The sequence below is a fragment of the Carnobacterium alterfunditum DSM 5972 genome, from assembly GCF_000744115.1.
In the GTDB taxonomy this organism is placed as follows: Bacteria; Bacillota; Bacilli; order Lactobacillales; family Carnobacteriaceae; genus Carnobacterium_B; species Carnobacterium_B alterfunditum.
The window spans coordinates 2,266,646-2,284,357 of sequence record NZ_JQLG01000004.1 but is presented as its reverse complement, the minus strand read 5'-3'; the positions used below and the strand labels follow the sequence as shown (position 1 = coordinate 2,284,357).

The 17,712-nt window shown below is 35.7% G+C and carries 18 protein-coding genes and 1 other annotated feature; of the genes, 2 read left to right on the top strand and 16 right to left on the bottom strand.

Annotated features, from left to right (window positions below; translation table 11 throughout):
• Positions 1-55: 55 nt before the first annotated feature.
• The 9 genes from era to BR50_RS11155 form a co-directional block, all read right to left on the bottom strand.
• The gene (gene era, locus BR50_RS11195; protein WP_034548666.1) at positions 56-964 is read right to left on the bottom strand and encodes a GTPase Era; all 909 of its coding nucleotides are present in this window, start codon (positions 962-964) and stop codon (positions 56-58) included.
• Positions 964-1,374 carry a cytidine deaminase gene (locus BR50_RS11190; protein WP_034548665.1) on the bottom strand — a complete coding sequence of 137 codons (411 nt, stop codon included), beginning with the start codon at positions 1,372-1,374 and terminating at the stop codon, positions 964-966. Before BR50_RS11190 ends, era begins: the two co-directional genes overlap by 1 nt.
• Positions 1,375-1,389: 15 nt before the next feature.
• Entirely contained in the window at positions 1,390-1,785 is a 396-nt protein-coding gene (locus BR50_RS11185; protein WP_034548664.1) for a diacylglycerol kinase family protein, read from the bottom strand.
• Positions 1,769-2,245: an rRNA maturation RNase YbeY gene (gene ybeY / locus BR50_RS11180; protein WP_034548663.1), complete on the bottom strand. Its 477-nt coding sequence runs from the start codon at positions 2,243-2,245 to the stop codon at positions 1,769-1,771. The genes BR50_RS11185 and ybeY overlap by 17 nt, the downstream gene beginning before the upstream one ends.
• 23 nt (positions 2,246-2,268) lie before the next feature.
• A complete protein-coding gene (locus tag BR50_RS11175) occupies positions 2,269-4,491 on the bottom strand; it encodes an HD family phosphohydrolase (RefSeq protein ID WP_034548661.1) in 2,223 nt (740 codons plus the stop codon).
• 4 nt (positions 4,492-4,495) lie between these two features.
• Complete coding sequence (locus BR50_RS11170; protein ID WP_051905793.1) at positions 4,496-5,521, bottom strand: PhoH family protein; 1,026 nt, start codon at positions 5,519-5,521, stop codon at positions 4,496-4,498.
• Positions 5,522-5,694: 173 nt separating this feature from the next.
• Positions 5,695-6,141 (bottom strand): GatB/YqeY domain-containing protein, encoded by a 447-nt coding sequence (locus tag BR50_RS11165; protein WP_034548660.1) that lies wholly within the window; start codon positions 6,139-6,141, stop codon positions 5,695-5,697.
• Between the two features lie 33 nt (positions 6,142-6,174).
• The gene (rpsU, locus tag BR50_RS11160; RefSeq protein WP_013710786.1) at positions 6,175-6,348 is read right to left on the bottom strand and encodes a 30S ribosomal protein S21; all 174 of its coding nucleotides are present in this window, start codon (positions 6,346-6,348) and stop codon (positions 6,175-6,177) included.
• Between the two features lie 175 nt (positions 6,349-6,523).
• Positions 6,524-6,946 carry a Fur family transcriptional regulator gene (locus tag BR50_RS11155; protein ID WP_281247050.1) on the bottom strand — a complete coding sequence of 141 codons (423 nt, stop codon included), beginning with the start codon at positions 6,944-6,946 and terminating at the stop codon, positions 6,524-6,526.
• A 161-nt stretch (positions 6,947-7,107) separates the two neighbouring features.
• Between BR50_RS11155 and BR50_RS11150 the strand changes: the two genes are divergently transcribed.
• On the top strand, positions 7,108-7,941 hold the full coding sequence (locus BR50_RS11150) for a pyruvate, water dikinase regulatory protein (protein WP_034548656.1): 834 nt from the start codon (positions 7,108-7,110) through the stop codon (positions 7,939-7,941).
• A 122-nt stretch (positions 7,942-8,063) separates the two neighbouring features.
• Here BR50_RS11150 and BR50_RS11145 read toward each other — a convergent pair whose 3' ends face one another.
• The 7 genes from BR50_RS11145 to hisS all read right to left on the bottom strand — a co-directional run bounded on the left by BR50_RS11145 (position 8,064) and on the right by hisS (position 15,844).
• Positions 8,064-8,894, bottom strand: coding sequence for a TPM domain-containing protein (locus BR50_RS11145; RefSeq protein ID WP_034548655.1), 831 nt, complete (start codon positions 8,892-8,894; stop codon positions 8,064-8,066).
• 36 nt (positions 8,895-8,930) lie between these two features.
• A complete protein-coding gene (locus BR50_RS11140; protein ID WP_178377448.1) occupies positions 8,931-9,518 on the bottom strand; it encodes a LemA family protein in 588 nt (195 codons plus the stop codon).
• A gap of 134 nt (positions 9,519-9,652) precedes the next feature.
• Positions 9,653-10,555 (bottom strand): deoxyribonuclease IV, encoded by a 903-nt coding sequence (locus tag BR50_RS11135; protein WP_034548654.1) that lies wholly within the window; start codon positions 10,553-10,555, stop codon positions 9,653-9,655.
• Positions 10,556-10,644: 89 nt separating this feature from the next.
• Entirely contained in the window at positions 10,645-11,430 is a 786-nt protein-coding gene (locus tag BR50_RS11130; protein WP_034548653.1) for an RDD family protein, read from the bottom strand.
• 1 nt (position 11,431) lies between these two features.
• The gene (gene sppA / locus BR50_RS11125) at positions 11,432-12,469 is read right to left on the bottom strand and encodes a signal peptide peptidase SppA (protein ID WP_034548651.1); all 1,038 of its coding nucleotides are present in this window, start codon (positions 12,467-12,469) and stop codon (positions 11,432-11,434) included.
• A 248-nt stretch (positions 12,470-12,717) separates the two neighbouring features.
• Positions 12,718-14,487, bottom strand: coding sequence for an aspartate--tRNA ligase (gene aspS / locus BR50_RS11120; RefSeq protein WP_034548650.1), 1,770 nt, complete (start codon positions 14,485-14,487; stop codon positions 12,718-12,720).
• 31 nt (positions 14,488-14,518) lie between these two features.
• Positions 14,519-15,844, bottom strand: a complete 1,326-nt coding sequence (gene hisS / locus BR50_RS11115; protein WP_034548648.1) for a histidine--tRNA ligase — start codon at positions 15,842-15,844, stop codon at positions 14,519-14,521.
• Between the two features lie 71 nt (positions 15,845-15,915).
• Positions 15,916-16,125, bottom strand: a binding site (T-box leader).
• Positions 16,126-16,342: 217 nt separating this feature from the next.
• Between hisS and BR50_RS11110 the strand changes: the two genes are divergently transcribed.
• Complete coding sequence (locus BR50_RS11110; RefSeq protein WP_245792787.1) at positions 16,343-17,647, top strand: N-acetylmuramoyl-L-alanine amidase family protein; 1,305 nt, start codon at positions 16,343-16,345, stop codon at positions 17,645-17,647.
• Positions 17,648-17,712 lie beyond the last annotated feature (65 nt).

The window sequence follows — 17,712 nt, the reverse complement described above, 5'->3', positions numbered from 1 at the left end:
ATTAAAAAAACAAACCATAATTATATGGTTTGTTTTTTTATTTGGTCAGTACTTTTTAGTAATCATCTTTACGGTAACCATAGTCTTGCAGACTTGATTGACGGTCACGCCAATCTTTTTGAACTTTTACCCATAGATCAAGATAAATTTTGTCTCCCAATAACACTTCGATATCTCTTCTAGCTCGGATGCCGATATCTTTCAGCATTTTTCCGCCTTTACCGATTATAATACCCTTTTGACTTGACCGTTCAACAATGATTGCTGCGTGCACTTGAACTTTACCCAATTCATTTCGTTGCATACTTTCCACTACTACAGCGACCGAATGAGGCACTTCTTCTCTCGTTAATTCAAGAACTTTTTCGCGAATCAATTCAGAAACGATAAAGTATTCAGGATGATCCGTTACTTGGTCATCTGGATAAAATTGAGGTCCCTCTGGAAGATAGTTTTGCAATTCAGCCAATAATGTATCTACGTTATTTCCGTCTGAAGCTGAGATCGGAATAACTTGCGCAAAGTCTACTAAGGAACGATAATCCTCAATGATCGGCAATAGTTGATCAGGATGAATTTTATCAATTTTATTAAGCACTAAAAACACTGGACTTTTAGCTGTTTTCAATCTTTCCATAATAAAATTATCACCAGGTCCACGTTTTTCAGCAACGTTTACCATGAATAAAATAACATCTACTTCTCTAAACGCGCTAAACGCTGAACTGACCATGAAATCTCCTAAGCGATGTTTAGGTTTGTGGATACCAGGAGTATCGATGAATACAATTTGTGATTCTGGAGTAGTATAAATACCCTGAATTTTATTTCTTGTTGTTTGTGCTTTGTCACTCATGATTGCTATTTTTTGCCCAACGATTTTATTCAACAACGTTGATTTCCCGACATTTGGACGTCCTACGATAGAAACAAAACCTGATTTGTGCTCATTATTATTTTTCATTAAACCATATCCTCCGATTTAAAAGCTCCGGGCAGCAATTCGCCAACCGTCGTTATTTGTTTATTTCCTTTATTGTTTGTTAATAAAACAGGCATATCTGGTTCACAAAATTCTGCCATTACTTGTCTACATGCACCACAAGGTGAAATTGGTCCGTCTGTATCGCCTGTTACTACCAAGTAATCAAACTTTGTTTTTCCTTCAGAAATAGCTTTGAAAATTGCGGTGCGTTCTGCACAATTGGTTAGACCAAAAGAGGCATTCTCAATATTGCAGCCTGAAAAAATTTCCCCTTCTTTCGTTAAAAGAGCAGCTCCAACTGGAAAATGAGAATAAGGAACATAAGCCTTTTCTAACATATCTGTTGCTTTATTGATTAGTTCTTCAATTTTTTGATCTGTAGTATGCATAAATGTTGATCTCCTTTAATATAGTATTTGCCATAATTTAGGTAAAATAATAAGTGCTGCTACAATAATGGCAAATCCTGCTGTAACTAAAACAGCAGCCGCTGCCATATCTTTTGCTTTTTTTGCCAAAGGATGGCATTGACCTCCAGTAGCTAAGTCGACTACATTTTCAATCACAGTATTCCAAACTTCCATTATAATGACCAAAAAGATACTGAAAATGACCCATAACCATTCATTAATGGCTAAATTTAGGAATACACACAATATCAAAACGACCGAACCAATCAAAATATGTGAACGCATATTCCTTTCTTCTTGAAATGCCGTTAAAATTCCTTTAAATGCATATTTAAACGAGTCTAAAAACGCAGAATTCTTTCCAACTTCCCCTTTATCTTTTAAGTCCATAGGCTTCTAATATCTCTTTCTGCAACCCAAACATTTCTTTTTCATCTTCAGGATCCATATGATCATATCCATTTAGATGTAAGAAACCATGTAAGGCAAGAAATCCTAATTCTCGGTCAAAAGAATGTCCATATTCATTGGCTTGGCTCGCGGTTTTATCAACTGAAATGATAATGTCGCCAATATTCCTTGGCATAGGTTCTTCTAGGTTATCAAAGTTGATCGTTAATTCATCTTCTACTTCATCTTCAATTGCAAAACTAATAACATCTGTAGACTGGTCTTTTCCACGATAAGTCTTATTAATTTTTTGAATAGCATCATCATCAACAAAAGTTACTGACATTTCTGTATCATCCGGCAACTCTAAATGCTTCCCAGCAAACTCCAATAGAGAATTCACCAATTCTTTCTGTTCAGTTGTGATTTGGTTTGTTTCATCATATAAATCTAATTCCATAAGTACTATCCCCACTCCTTTTTTTACTCTTTTATGCCCAGTTGATTATTCTTCTTTAAAGTCGGATATTCGATCCTGGAATGGAATGTACCATTTAATCCTTCACAAATGGACTTTTCAACTAATTTCAATTCTTGTAATGAGATGGAACACTCATCAAACTGACCATCCGTAATTCTTCCATTAATTAAATTATGAACAAAATTTTCAATGGTCTCTCTAGTAGGATGAGACATTGCCCTTACAGCTGCTTCAGCACTGTCTGCGATATTGATAACTGCTGCTTCTTTTGTTTGTGGTTTTGGACCTGGATATCTAAAATCATCCTCAAGTACAGTATCGTCTTTTTCTTTAGCTACGACATAAAAATATTTCATAAGCGTCGTTCCATGATGCTGAGCACAAATATCAATGATCGATTGAGGCAGCTTAGCTTTTTCTAGCATTTTTACACCTTCAGAAACATGACCAAAAATAATTTCTTTACTTTCAAAAGGAGTCAGCAGGTTATGTGGATTTTCCATTCCAGGAGGTAAATTTTCTATGAAAAAGAATGAATGACGTAATTTACCAACATCATGATAATAACAAGCTACTCGAGCATATAATGAATCTCCACCAATTGCTCCAACTGCATTTGCACTTAAGTTTGCCACCATCAAACTATGATGATAGGTACCTGGGGCCTTTGTCAGCAGTTCTTTTAATAAAGGATTATTGGGATTGGATAATTCAGTTAACGTTAAAACAGCATTTTCATTGAAAAGCACTTCAATATATGGTGATAGCAGTATAGCCATAAAATAGGAAATGATGCCGCTGGATAAAGCGTATATAACCATTAAAAAGACTTGCTGAGACCACAGCTGTATGTTTAAGTATAAAATAAATGAACTGATAAACAAAGCATTAAAGACCGTTACCCAAATAAAGCTTGACCAAAACTGATTTGTGATTTTGGTACGCGTGATCATTGTACCCATCATACCGCTTAAAAGATAAAACAGAACTAATACAATGCTAAAACTTGTTCCTGAATCAGGGCTAAAAATAAAGATAGAAAATGCAGCCGTAAATCCGTTAGCTAATATCCCAAAACGTCTTGCACCAAATGCTGTCAACAAGGTAGATATTAATGCAGCAGGATATAAAAAACCTATGTATTCTACATCTGCATTTTGAATCAATTGCAAACCTTTCATCAATAATATTGAGACTACCATAATAATTGAGTAAAAGGTTATTTGGCGTCCATGCTCTATTCTATCTTCTTTTCTAGATTTCCCTAAGTAAAACAATAAAAGAGCTTGAGTAAAAATTAAAACAATCAAGCCATACATAGCTTGTTTAGAAGAATTATTGTCTAACAAACCCAACAATTTAAGTTGATGCATATTATTACTATCAACTACATGCCCTTCTTGAATAATTACTTGTCCCTGTAAAATCAATGATGGTTGAACGTTCGCCATTTCTTCTTCTTTTTTTTGTTCAGTAGCAATTGCGTTGTAGATATTATTTTCAACGATTGCATTTTCAACAATCAAACCTGCCACGCGCTGCATACTTGAGTCTAAATCAGAATAGTCCAAATTATTATTTGCTTTCAGTTTGACATCTTTTATCTCTTCACTTTTTATAGGCTGCGACATAAATTCAGAAACCACTGCTATGATTGATTTTTCCATACTAGTTAAACTGGTTGCATCTGCTGCTAATAGATCCAAGATAGCCCAATCAGGGAACATCTCAATAAAGACTTTTGTAGAATCATCTAGATTATTCAACTTTTCTTTGAACAATTTTAATAGTTCATCATCCGTTAATTTATCTACTTCTGACGATTGTCGAGAAGATATCGAAGCATTATCTTCTGAAGCTTTTTTTCTAGCTTCTTTTAAATCTGCTTCATATCGTTCATTTGCTTCTTGAATAACTTCATCTACAGTAACAAATAAAATTTCTATTTTTGATATTTGAATGTCTTTTAGATCAGCGTTATACGTGTAAACAGGAGAAACGGTTGCAGCAACTGTTTCTTTGTTATCTTTTGTTTTTTCTTTGTCTTCAACGGTTGCATTTGCACGTATCGTTTCTTCTGCTACTTGAAATAGTTCAATATCTAAAGCCTTTGGTTTAACAGCACTATACATGATTAAAAATAAAATGATAGATGTAAGCAAGAGAATAGAAGGAATATATAATTTTCCCATTTTTTTCTGAAGGCGTATTAAATTTCTTCGCATTCATTCACTTCCTAGTCTTTTTTTCTATACTCGATTTTTTAATGTCGTCTTCTTTTATTTCGTTTGATGTTTTTTCTTCGCTATAAGCATTGATAATATGCGCTACTACTGGATGACGTACAACATCATTCGAGTCAAATTGGACAAAATTGATTCCTTTGACTTGGTTTAAAACTTTTTCAGCATGAACGAGTCCGCTCATTGCTCCTCTAGGCAAATCAATTTGAGTAATATCCCCATTTACGATCATCTTTGAACCAAAACCAAGTCGTGTAAGAAACATCTTCATTTGAGCTTTTGTTGTATTTTGTGCTTCATCAAGAATAACAAAGGCATCCTCTAATGTACGCCCTCTCATATAGGCTAAAGGAGCGATTTCAATCACATTTCTGTCCATTAGACGAGTTGTGTGTTCTAAACCATAGACAGCATACAATGCATCATAAATTGGACGTAAGTAAGGATCTACTTTCTCCTTCAGATCTCCAGGTAAAAATCCGAGATGTTCACCTGCTTCTACTGCAGGACGAGTAAGGATAATTCTTTTTACTTCACCTTTTTTCATAGCAGCGACAGCCATCACTACCGCCAAGTAAGTCTTTCCTGTTCCAGCAGGACCTATTCCAAAAGTAATATCGTTCTCTTTGATCGATTGGATATATTGACGCTGACCAAACGTTTTTGCTCTTATCGGTTTGCCGCTATGGTCTTTACCAATTTCTTCTTCATACATACCAATAAAAAAATGCAATGTATTATTTTTTGCCATTTTGATGGCGGTAACAACATCGGATGGTCCTATAAGAATTGAGCGCTTTATTAATTCTTCTAGTTGCTCAAGGATTTGTTCAACTTTTGCTGTGTTCTCTTTTGTGCCAACAATTTCTATATGGCTTCCACGGCTGTTAATGACAACTTCCATTGAGTCTTCTAATAACGCTAAATGTTTATCTTGAGCACCAAATAGAATAGCTGTAGCATTTTCGTTTTTCAAATTTACTAAACGGGTTTCGTTCACTAAGTTAGTCAAACAAACAACACGCTCCTTTTTCTTTCTATAGTTTAAAGAATAGCACATTTTTCGTTTAAAATGAAGCTTTCCTTCTTAGATAGAAGACCAGTACTTAAAAACGAAGCAACAAAAAAAGGTAAAGTTAAGAGATTCCTTAACTTTACCTTTTTCAAAAGACAATTGCTTATCCTTTATGCATTCAAAAGTTCTTTTACTAATCGATTGACTTCGTTACCGTTCGCTTTACCTTTTGTTAAAGGCATAACAACTCCCATAACATTTCCAAAATCTTTCATAGATTTAGCATCTACCTTAGTAATAGCTTCTTGAATGATCACTTTAAGCTCGTTTTCAGAAAGTTGTTGAGGTAAATAGTTTCCAACGATATGAATAGCTGCTTCTGTTTGTTCAACTAAGTCTTCTCGACCAGCATCTTTAAACTCTTCAAGAGATTCACGTCGTTGTTTCATTTCGCGAGAAAGAACTGTTAACTCTTCATCCTCACTTAATTCATTACCTTTGCTGATTTGATCATTTTGCAATGCAGCTTTTAACATGCGCATGACAGCTAAAGATTCTTTATCTCTGGCTTTCATCGCAGTTTTAATGTCGTCATTAATGGTTTCTAAAAGTGACAAGACTTTCCCACCCTCAATTCTAAAAGCTTTTTACTAGAATTTACGTTTTCTAGCAGCTTCAGATTTTTTCTTACGTTTCACACTTGGTTTTTCATAGAATTCGCGTTTACGAGCTTCTTGTAAAGTACCTGTTTTTGAAACGGAACGTTTAAAGCGACGAAGAGCATCATCAAGAGATTCATTTTTCTTAAGAACTGTTTTTGACATATTAGATTCCCTCCCTCCGTGCTTGAAAAAGTAACCGTTATTTAGAATACACTAATAAATTAATGAATTCATAAACACAGTCCTTCCTTATTATATAGAATGTATTTTTTCACGTCAACACAACTTTTCCATATTTCAATAAAAATTAGCAGTTTATTGCTCTTTTTTTACTTATTTAAGAACAATTTTCACATTTTCCAAAAATTTCAAACCGATGTGACTCAATTGTACACCCTATTAGTTGATCGTTAAAAAAATTCATTGGACACATTTCAATTTTTTTCGTTTTCCCACAGCTTGTACAAATAAAATGATGATGATGTCCGGCATGTTTACATCTAAACCGAAACATTTTTTCTCCGTTCAATTCTGTTTCTTCAAGAACGTTTAATTTTACAAAAGTGTAGATATTTCGATAAATCGTATCATAGCTAATAGAAGGATATTTTTCTTTTAAATGTAATTGTACCTCTTTAGCTGTTAAATATCGATTTTCAGTAATAAATACGGATAACATATTTTCACGTTTATCTGTGTATTTATAGCCATGTTCTTTCAATGTTTCAATCGCTTGTTCAACTGTTGTCATGTAGATGATCGCCTCCTTTACATGATCCAATTACCATCACTTAGTATAACGCATCTGCTATAGCTTAATCAAGTTCTTGATCTCACCTTTTTTAAGTGATTTATTGTTGTTTGGTTCATGGTTCCTGTATACTATTAATGAAGTAAGCAGATTCAAAAAGGAGGAAAAATATGTCTTCACAATCAACTATTAATTTTTACGTTATCTCTGATTCCGTAGGTGGGACAGCTAGTCAACTTGGACAAGCTGCTATGACCCAATTTCCGGATGCAGATATCAAAGTTTCAGCTTACCCATTTATTCGCGGTACAGATACGCTCATATCTATCCTAGAAAAAGCAGTATCTGATGATGCTATCGTTCTTCATACACTAGTGAATGAGGAACTAAATAAGACCGCTCATCTATTTTGTAAAGAACATGGGTTGGTTTGTTTTGACCCATTATCTCCAATAATCAGTGAACTAGAAAAACGTTCTGAACTAGCTCCTATACAAAAACCTGGAGCATTACATCTTTTGGATGAAACTTATTTCAATCGCATAAAAGCGATTGAATTTGCAGTGAAATTTGATGATGGTCGTGATCCAAAAGGTTTCTTAGAAGCAGATATCGTATTGCTCGGTATTTCTCGGACATCAAAAACGCCATTAAGTATGTTTCTAGCTAATCAAAATTACAAGGTGGCCAATTTGCCTCTTGTACCAGAAGCACATATTCCTGAACAAATCTTTCAAGTAGATTCTAAAAAAATAGTGGGCTTAACAAGCGATAGAAAAGCACTAAACTCTATTCGTCGAGAACGAATGTTGACCTATGGAATGAATCCTGATACTGAATATTCTAAGTTGGACCGCATTGACAGAGAATTAGCTTATGCAAAAAAATTATATGATAAATTAAATTGCTTAGTGATCAATGTTTCAAATAAATCTATTGAAGAGACAGCTGCAATCATTGTCAATACCTTACAAATAGAACACAAACAGTATGAACAACAATAATTTTTATAGACTAAACTAAATCATTCAAAACAAAGAGATTAAATCAAAGACTTTTTCTTTGACTTAATCTCTTTTTAATTTTATTTATCTACTTATTCTAGTGTTTCTAAGAACTCGGTCCTTTAGAATCCGCGACTTGATCCGCCGCCACCAGATCCGCCGCCTCCGCCAAAGCCGCCTCCGCCTCCGAAGCCACCGCCGCCAAAACCGCCACCACCGCCTCCGCGGTAACGACTTCCACCAGACATACCAAGTAAGAAAGGCCATATGCTGCTTCGTCTTCCTCTTCCACCACCAGATCCGCCGCCTCCAAAGAAGCTGCTAGCAATAAAAAAGACTAAAACCACGATTAGGATAGCTGGAAACCCTCCATCATCTTCATAATCAGCAGGATCTACGTCGTAACCTGAAAAAATCGTATCATTATCGTACTGATACTCTTCATTAACTTTTACGGCTGTTTCAGTGAAGATACTTTTCAACGCCGTATCGTAATCATCATTTGATAATGCATCTAGATTTCGGTCTAATATAGCTCCAGTTCCGCTATCCGTCAAAGCTCCTTCTAGTCCATAGCCAATCTCAAAACGAATTTCACGCTCTTCAGCAGATAAAAGAATCAAGACTCCATTATCCAAATCAGCACTTCCAATTTTCCATTTTTCAAACAGCTCTACAGTGTACTCTTCAATAGTAATGCCTTGTAAGCTATCTACAGTGGCCACAACTATTTGTGGTTGCTCTTTGGTATCTTCATAATGCTTATTGACATCAATTATAAATTTTTCTGTCTCATCAGAAAGCAAATTTGCTTCATCGTAAACATAAAACTCATTAGAAGCTTCTGGATAAGTTACTGCTGCCTCAACAGCTAGGGGAGAAAAACTCAAAAGCAATAAACCAAAGGAAATAGTTAAGAAACTTAAAACTGAAAATCGATTTACTTTTTTCAACGCTTTTCCTCCTTATGCATTGGACGTAAATAGCTACTATTCCTCATTGTTATTAAAATCTACTTCAGGAGCTATTTCAGCACCTTCAACTGCTTCAAAGTAAGGTTTTTCTGAAAATCCGGTCATCCCGGCAATGATAGAACCTGGGAAACGTTTCACACGGTTGTTGTAACCTTGTACGGTCTCATTGTACCGTTGTCTCTCAACTGCGATACGGTTCTCTGTGCCGGCTAATTCATCCATCAATCCAGTCACGTTCTCGTTAGATTTTAATTCTGGGTAATTTTCAACAACTACTAACAAACGAGATAAGGCCGAGTTCATTTCATTATTAGCTTCTACTTCTTCTTCCATCGAACCTGCCCCGCTGAGTGCAGCCCGCGCATCTGCAATCGCAGTAAACACTTCTTGTTCTTGATCCATTGCTCCTTGAACTGAATTGACTAAGTTCGGGATCAGATCATTCCTACGTTGCAATTGCGATTGAACTTGTGACCAAGCAAGATTCACGTTACTTTCTTCTTGGATCAATTTATTATATGAACTAATCAACGGGATCGCAATAATTACTACAGCTACGATAATTCCTATTAGTATTTTTGTACCGCTTTTCATATTTTTCATATTTTATCCTTCTTTCTTAGTTTATTCTGATACTATAATTATGACATAAAACCCACTTGATAGGAAATGATAAAGAAGAGTAAAAGGAGAAAAAGAAAAAGCTTTTCTTTTTCTCCTAAAGAAGTATTTTTTGATTAGTAACCTACTTGATTTAAGATATCTTCGAGTAGATTTGGATTAAAGGTTTGTTCTTTTAACATCTTGATTTCATAGCCATAAGGTGCTTTTTTGTCTTTCTTTTCTTCGCCTACGTACGGCGTTTCTAATATCTTAGGTAATTCTGTTAATTGAGGATGGTGAACTACTTTATTTAGAGCATCAAACCCGATCGTTCCAAAACCAATATTCGCATGACGGTCTTTATGACTGCCTTGAGGATTTTTTGAATCGTTCACATGGATGACTTTAAGCCGATCTAATCCTATAATTTTATCAAACTCATTTAGAATACCGTCAAAATCTTCCTTTACATTATATCCAGCATCGTTTAAATGACAAGTATCCATCGTTACAGATAATTTATCATTTAAAGTTACACCCTCAATGATTTTAGCGATTTCTTCAAAATTACGTCCTATTTCAGTTCCCTTACCCGCCATCGTTTCTAGGGCAATATGTGCTAATTGATCTTTATGCAACACTTCATTTAGCCCTTTTACAATTTGAGCGATACCAGCTTCTGGTCCAGCACCGACATGCGCCCCAGGATGCATCGTGATTTGTCTTGCCCCCAGTGCTTCAGCTCTTAGAATTTCAGCTCTTAAAAATTCAATTGCAAAAGCAAAATTTTCGGGTTTGACCGTATTGCCTAAATTGATGATATAAGGAGCATGCACAACCATATTTGATAAATTATTTTCCAACATGAATGCTGTACCTTGAGGAATATTCATATCTTCAACTAATTTACGTCTTGTATTTTGAGGAGCACCAGTATAAATCATAAACGTTTCAGCCTTGTAGCTTGCAGCTTCTTCTGCTGAACCAAGCAACATTTTTTTCCCACCCATTGAAACGTGTGAACCCAATAAAACCATCTTTTTTTCTCCTAACGTTAATTGTATTTTCTTTCATTCTAATCTAATTGATTCAAAAGAACAACCAGGATCACAGACTCGTTTATTTTCTATTCCTCTTTTAGCGAAAGCTCGCTTGCCCGGACTAAATTTTCTGAGACAACAGCTGTTTCACCGAAAAAATCAGCTAGGTGTTGCTTCTCACGAGTGAATAATACCATCAAGTAAATAAAGGGGAATATTTTTAAAATATAGCGGCCAAAGCATTCACGGATAAGTACCGTCCCCCAGCTTAATTTTTCTTCTTTAAAACTGACTACTCGGATTCCAAAAATGATTTTTCCTATTGTTTGTCCGTTTGTCCATTTTGTCGATACAATAAAATAAAGGAGATACACCGCTAATTTACTTAATGAAAAAGCCGAAAACGATTCCTCACTAAGAGGATAGCGCAGCACTAAAAATAGCGATTGAACGATTAATCGATTGATACTCCAGATAACGAGCAGATCGATCAAAAGAGCAAACAATCTCAACCAAAAGCCAGCATAAAAAAAAGATGGAAAGTTGTGGAATGGTTTCCGATGACGTTCTTCTTCTTTTTGTTTTTCTTGCCAATACTTTCTTCGAGCATCTCTCAGTTCTTGTGGACTAGTCGTTTGTTTCTCTTGCGGTTTTGTCTCCTCCAAGGAGGTTTTAACAGCTGCATTATCAGATTGGTTAGTTTCATTTTTTTCTTCTTGTTTTTTGAAACGTTTTACTCTTTCAATTTCTGCTTCCTCAATGGCTAATTCTTTTTTTAATTCGCTTAAATCCAGTTCTTTTGTATCGCCTTTTTTTGCATGCACCGTTTCTTCTACATTTTCTTGTTCATTAATTCTAGGAGTTGTGGTCATTTTATTTGCCTCCGTAATAGTACATCATCTTTGGCGAATCTGCCGTTCCGATTGCAGACATTAATTTACTTATTTCTGACTCCGTTGTTTCACTTGTTTGAAAAAGGTTGCTTACTTTTGCATTAAATAAAGATGCAAAAGATAAAGAAGGATTTTGGTAACTAAAAATCTCTGCATCTTTCAAGTCATAATCTTTTTGGATAGCTTCAAGTGCATCTTCTTGGTAACCGATCTCATCGACTAAGCCATTTTCAAGAGCCTGTACTCCGTCATAAATGCGTCCGTCAGCTAGATTTTTGACCGCATCTTTTTCCATTCCACGTCCTTCAACAATGATTTCTACAAATCGATCATATGAAGTATCCACTATAGTTTGTAAAATTGCTGCATCTTCTTCAGTCATCATCCGAGTTGCAGAGCCGATATCTTTAAATTTACCACTTTTAATGGTCGTATCATCCACACCGATTTTTTCAAATAACTCGGTGAAATTAGTTCCGGACATAATTACTCCGATCGAGCCTGTCAATGTTTCTTCCGAAGCGAATATTTTTTCTGCTGAAGCTGAAATATAATAACCTCCGCTGGCAGCCATGCTGCCCATGGAAACATAGATCGGTATATCTGTTGTTTGCTGAATGGCGACCAGTTTGTCTTTGATTTGAGCACTTTCATACGTTCCGCCACCTGGAGAATTAACGGATAAAATAATTCCTTTGATCGTATCGTCTATTAAAACTTGTTCTAATTGTTGCAAAAAACCATCATGATCGTACCCAGAATCTCCTGTCAGACTGGCTGATTGGCCAGCTAGAATGGTTCCGTCTACAGACAAAACAACGATTCGTTTTGAGCTGTTCCCAGCTTTTAATAAACTTTCTTCTACTGTATTCGTGCCCAATAGACTTAAAAAACTATCGCTTACCGTTTCCGTCGTTTCTTGCTTTTGTACCATGTAAGAGAAATAATTACTGAAAAACAGTGAAAAAATAAAAATACCTAGCGCGATCCCTATTGCAGACCATCTTTTTGCATTCATGTATAAACCTCCCTGAATTCGTTTCCTTATTCTATTTTGACAAAATTGAATATGAATAACAAGTTATATTTTTATTGATTTCTATTCGTTTGTTATTTTAAAACATCGCTGCTATAAAAATAATTTTTTTCAAAAATAGACCGGATTAGATGTTCCACCTACACTCGCCATCAGGTATAGCAAAAAAACGCAAACAAATCTAGTTTGCTTGCGTTTTTTGCTGTTTAAGAATAATTTTTTTAAACAGACTAATCTTCAATTTTTGTTGTGTGGATCGATAATTCACTTAGTTGAGCTTCACTGACCAGACTAGGTGCTTCTGTTAACGGATCAGTAGCTTTCCCATTTTTAGGGAATGCAATAACTTCGCGAATATTTTCCTTACCTGCAAGCAGCATAGCAAAACGATCAAGTCCTAATGCAATTCCACCATGTGGCGGGAAACCATACTCTAACGCATCTAACAAGAAACCAAATTGTTCTTCAGCTTCTTCTTTTGAGAAGCCTAGAGCTTTAAACATTTTTTCTTGTAGATCACGTTTATGGATCCTGATCGATCCTCCACCTAATTCGTATCCATTTAAGATGATATCGTAAGCTTGAGCATAAACTTTTCCTGGATCGGTTTCTAACAATCCAATATCAGATTCTTTTGGCATAGTAAACGGATGATGTGCAGCTGTATAACGCTCTGCTGCATCATCATACTCTAATAATGGCCAATCAACGATCCAAAGGAAGGCATATCTTGACTCATCGATCAATCCTAATTCTTTTCCTAACTTCGAACGCAAAGCTCCCAATGAATCGTGAACAACAGATTTTTTATCAGCAACAAACAGTAATAAATCGCCAGCTTCTGCTTCCATTTTTTCAATCAAGGCTTCTGCATCTTCTTTAAAGAATTTAGCAATAGGTCCTTTTAGTCCATCTTCTTCAACTTTTAACCAAGCAAGACCTTTTGCACCATAAACAGAAACAAATTCGCCTAATGCATCAATATCTTTCCGAGAATAGTTGCTCGCAGATCCTTTAGCATTAATAGCTTTTACTGCTCCGCCATTTTCAATTGCTCCGCTAAAGACTTTAAAACTTGATTCCTTAACAAGCTCACTGACATCTACTAGTTCTAATCCAAAACGGACATCCGGTTTGTCACTGCCGTAACGACTGATGGCTTCATCATAACCCATTTGTTGGAATGGTAGCGTCAATTCAACGCCTTTTGTATCTTTTAATACTTTAGCTAACAACTCTTCAGTAAATGCTTGAATTTCTTCAGGTTCTAAAAAGCTGGTTTCAATATCGATTTGAGTAAACTCTGGTTGACGATCCCCACGTAAATCTTCATCTCTAAAGCAACGAACGATTTGATAATAACGATCAAATCCAGCACCCATCAAAAGTTGTTTGAATAATTGTGGCGATTGAGGCAGCGCATAAAAATGACCTGGGTGAACACGTGAGGGTACAAGATAATCTCTTGCCCCTTCTGGAGTTGATTTTGTTAAATAAGGTGTTTCAGTGTCAATAAAATTTTGGTCATCTAAATAATGGCGGATAGATTTTGTCATTTGATGACGTAAAATCATGTTTTGAGTCATTTCTGGACGTCTTAGATCCAAATAACGGTATTGCATTCTTTTGTCATCTGATACTGCTACACCATCTTCGATATAAAAAGGTGGTGTTTTTGACGTGTTTAGAACGGTAACGTCATAGGCTTCTATTTCAAGCTCCCCCGTTGCAATATTCTTATTTACAACAGCTTCCTTCCGTTCAACGACTCTCCCTTTGATTTCAAGAACAAACTCACTACGGATACCTTCAGCAATCGCTAATGCCTCTTTCGAGAAAGTTGGATTGAAAACGATTTGAACGACCCCTTCGCGATCACGTAGATCAATAAAAATCAAATCCCCTAAGTCTCTTCTTTTTTGCACCCATCCTTTTAATACTATTTCTTGCCCTAATAAATCGCGAGATATTTTCCCACAATATTCTGTTCTTTTTCCCATTTACTCCAGCTCCTATCACTAATTATTCGATTTAATCTTCTTTATTGAAAAAGTCATTGAAAGCTGTCATGTCTGCTATTTTTAAATTAAATAATTTTTCGAAATCTTTATAGATTTCTGCTAACGAAACGCTTGATTCTTTTCCCGTCTTCATAACTTTAAAATTCGCCACTTGTTTTTCTAGTTCTACATCACCTAAAGTAATGACCACTTTAGCCTTTAATTTTGAAGCCGTTTTAAATTGTCCTTTTATTTTACGGTTCATGTAATCACGCTCTGCAGACAAGCCTGCTCCACGAATCGCTTGAACAATTTTAAGAGCTTCAAGATTTGTTGATTCCCCTAACCCAATAACATAAACATCAACTTCATGCGTATCTGGTATATCAATTTCTTCTGCTTCTAACGTCATCATCAAGCGCTCTAATCCTAATGCGAAACCAAAACCAGGCGTAGCTGGTCCACCAATTTCTTCTACCAATCCATCATAGCGTCCACCAGCACAAATAGTTGTAATTGCTCCAAAACCAGGAGCATCACTCATGACTTCAAAAATCGTATGTGTATAATAATCTAATCCTCTGACCATATTGCTGTCTATCACAAAAGGAATATCCAAGGCCGTTAACATTTCTTTAACTGTCTCAAAATGCTCTTTTGAATCATTACTTAAATAATCTAAAATAGATGGAGCATTTTCCACGATTTCTTTATCTTTTTTATCTTTACTATCTAGAACACGTAGTGGATTCTTATGCAGACGTGTTTGCGAATCTGAGCTTAATTCTTCAAAATGAGGTTCTAGATAAGCAATAAGAGCTTCTCTATAGGCTAAACGACTTTCAGCATCGCCTAATGAATTGATCACTAATGTCAATTTTTTCAATCCAAGCTCTTCAAATAACGCCATCGCTAAAGCCATTGATTCTACATCGGTTGCTGGGTTCGTGCTGCCAAAAACTTCAACACCTAATTGATGGAATTGTCTCATTCTACCACCTTGAGGGCGTTCATAACGGAACATCGGACCTTTGTAATAGACTTTATACGGTTTATTATGTTCTGGACCGAATAATTTATTTTCAACAAATGCACGCACAACAGGGGCTGTTCCCTCTGGACGAAGCGACATATGCCGATTTCCTTTGTCATAAAAATCATACATCTCTTTTGAAACGATATCGCTGGTTTCTCCCACTCCACGAGAAAATAAATCATAGCTTTCAAAAATAGGGGTCCTTATTTCCCCAAATTGATAGTCCGCTAATACCATATTTAAAATTTCTTCAACATGTTGCCATTTTCTTGCTTCTTCTGGTAACACATCAGCTGTTCCTTTTGGTTTTTGAATTGCCATACCTCAACACTCCTTATTTTCTATAATTATAATTTATAAAAAAACACAAAAAAAGTCCTTATTCTGAATAGAATAAGGACGAATGACTTTTCACTATACGTGGTACCACCTTTATTTGAAAGCTAAGCTTTCCTCAACGATTAACGCTCGTAACGTAGCAGCTTTTACTGCTAACCCTCCAGAATGTCTTTCAGTTTACTCTACGGGAATTTCTTTCAGCCTAAGGAAATTCTCTCTATCCACACGTTAGAACGACTTACTTTTTCTTTCATTGGGTAATTTATATAATAATATAACACTACAAGAAAGGCTAAATAATGTCAAGACTAGAAAAATTAAAAAATATCTGTTCTTCTACTAAATAAAAAAATTAAAGGAATATTAAGATTTAATTGCATATTAAAGCGTAACATTGCTATAATTAGAGAATACATATAATCTAACGTTGATTGCGTTTTCGCAATTCAGAAAGTAGTGAATTTATCAGTGGAAAACAAATTGACATTAAATAAGCCAAAGAAAATTGTTTCATTGTTGATCATTACCTTATTTATCGGATTAACTGTTTTTGCCACTGTTGTTCTTGCTAATCAAGGATCGATCAAAGTCGATGCAAGTGTGGTCAACGTTCGAACAGGTCCTGGTCTGTCTTATGACATTATGACTCAAGTTACCGGTGGAGAAAAAGTTACCATGTTATCAGAAGAAAATGAATGGTACAAAGTGCGTTTAAGTAATGACCAGATTGGTTGGATAGCCAGTTGGCTAATTGAGAATACTGAAGTAAGTGCTGCAACCAATAAAATTGGAGTCGTCACTGGTGAAGAGGTAAACATTCGCAGTGAAAGCAATATTAACGCTGATATTCTTGGCAAAGTAACAAACGGGACGGAATTAACAGTATTATTTCAACAAGAAGGCTGGACTCAAGTTCAATATTATGGACAAGTTGCTTGGATAAGTTCAGATTTAATTGAAATTTCCGAAGCAGTAACTGAAACAACGACTGTTGCAGTTGCAGAAGAAGATTCAGCAACTATTCAAACAGTCACGACTCGTAGTTCTGGTACAAACATCCGAAATGGTCCTTCAATTGAAGGTTCAGTTGTCGAAACTGCTGGAAAAGGGGAGAGTTTTAATTACCTTTCTACTGATGGTGATTGGTATCAAGTAGAATTAACAGATGGCCAAACAGGCTATGTAGCCAATTGGGTAGTAGACTTATCAGCTGACCAAACGCCAGCTCCCACAGCTAGTGTGACTTCGCTAGCAGAAGCTACTATCGTGATCGACGCTGGCCATGGTGGAAATGACCCTGGCGCTTTAGCAAATACCTTTCACGAAAAAGAAGTAACTTTGAGTACGGCTAAACTTGTTGCCAACCGATTACGTGATGCTGGGGCAAATGTTATCTTAACTCGTTCTGATGATGAATTTCTTAGTTTAGACGAACGAACGGTTATCAGTAATCAATCTAATGCAGACGTATTTATCAGTTTACACTATGATTCAACTGAAATAGCTAACGAAGTCAGTGGAACTACCACGTATTATTACCACGATAAAGATATTCCTTTAGCTGAAACTATTAGTGCAAATTTCCAACAGAATGGTATATTGCCTAATAATGACTTTCGTTTTGGCGATTTTTATGTCACAAGAGAAAATACTCAGCCCGCGATTTTGATTGAGTTAGGCTATTTAAATAATGATGTGGATCAACTGACAGTCAATTCGTCAGATTACCAAACATCAGTGGCTGAAATCATTTATCAATCATTAAACCAGTACTTTATCCCATAATTAAAAAAAGGACCGGCAATAGGAGTCATACTTCCTATTGTCGGTCCTCTTTTTTTAGGCAATTT

Bases quoted from the DNA above. Each gene is read 5' to 3' on its own strand.
- aspS (WP_034548650.1), bottom strand. From the start codon at position 14,487: ATGGGAAAAAGAACAGAATATTGTGGGAAAATATCTCGCGATTTATTA.
- sppA (WP_034548651.1), bottom strand. From the start codon at position 12,469: ATGAATGCAAAAAGATGGTCTGCAATAGGGATCGCGCTAGGTATTTTT.
- BR50_RS11130 (WP_034548653.1), bottom strand. From the start codon at position 11,430: ATGACCACAACTCCTAGAATTAATGAACAAGAAAATGTAGAAGAAACG.
- BR50_RS11175 (WP_034548661.1), bottom strand. From the start codon at position 4,491: ATGCGAAGAAATTTAATACGCCTTCAGAAAAAAATGGGAAAATTATAT.
- BR50_RS11135 (WP_034548654.1), bottom strand. From the start codon at position 10,555: ATGGTTTTATTGGGTTCACACGTTTCAATGGGTGGGAAAAAAATGTTG.
- hisS (WP_034548648.1), bottom strand. From the start codon at position 15,844: ATGGCAATTCAAAAACCAAAAGGAACAGCTGATGTGTTACCAGAAGAA.
- era (WP_034548666.1), bottom strand. From the start codon at position 964: ATGAAAAATAATAATGAGCACAAATCAGGTTTTGTTTCTATCGTAGGA.
- BR50_RS11190 (WP_034548665.1), bottom strand. From the start codon at position 1,374: ATGCATACTACAGATCAAAAAATTGAAGAACTAATCAATAAAGCAACA.
- BR50_RS11185 (WP_034548664.1), bottom strand. From the start codon at position 1,785: ATGGACTTAAAAGATAAAGGGGAAGTTGGAAAGAATTCTGCGTTTTTA.
- ybeY (WP_034548663.1), bottom strand. From the start codon at position 2,245: ATGGAATTAGATTTATATGATGAAACAAACCAAATCACAACTGAACAG.
- rpsU (WP_013710786.1), bottom strand. From the start codon at position 6,348: ATGTCAAAAACAGTTCTTAAGAAAAATGAATCTCTTGATGATGCTCTT.
- BR50_RS11140 (WP_178377448.1), bottom strand. From the start codon at position 9,518: ATGAAAAATATGAAAAGCGGTACAAAAATACTAATAGGAATTATCGTA.
- BR50_RS11150 (WP_034548656.1), top strand. From the start codon at position 7,108: ATGTCTTCACAATCAACTATTAATTTTTACGTTATCTCTGATTCCGTA.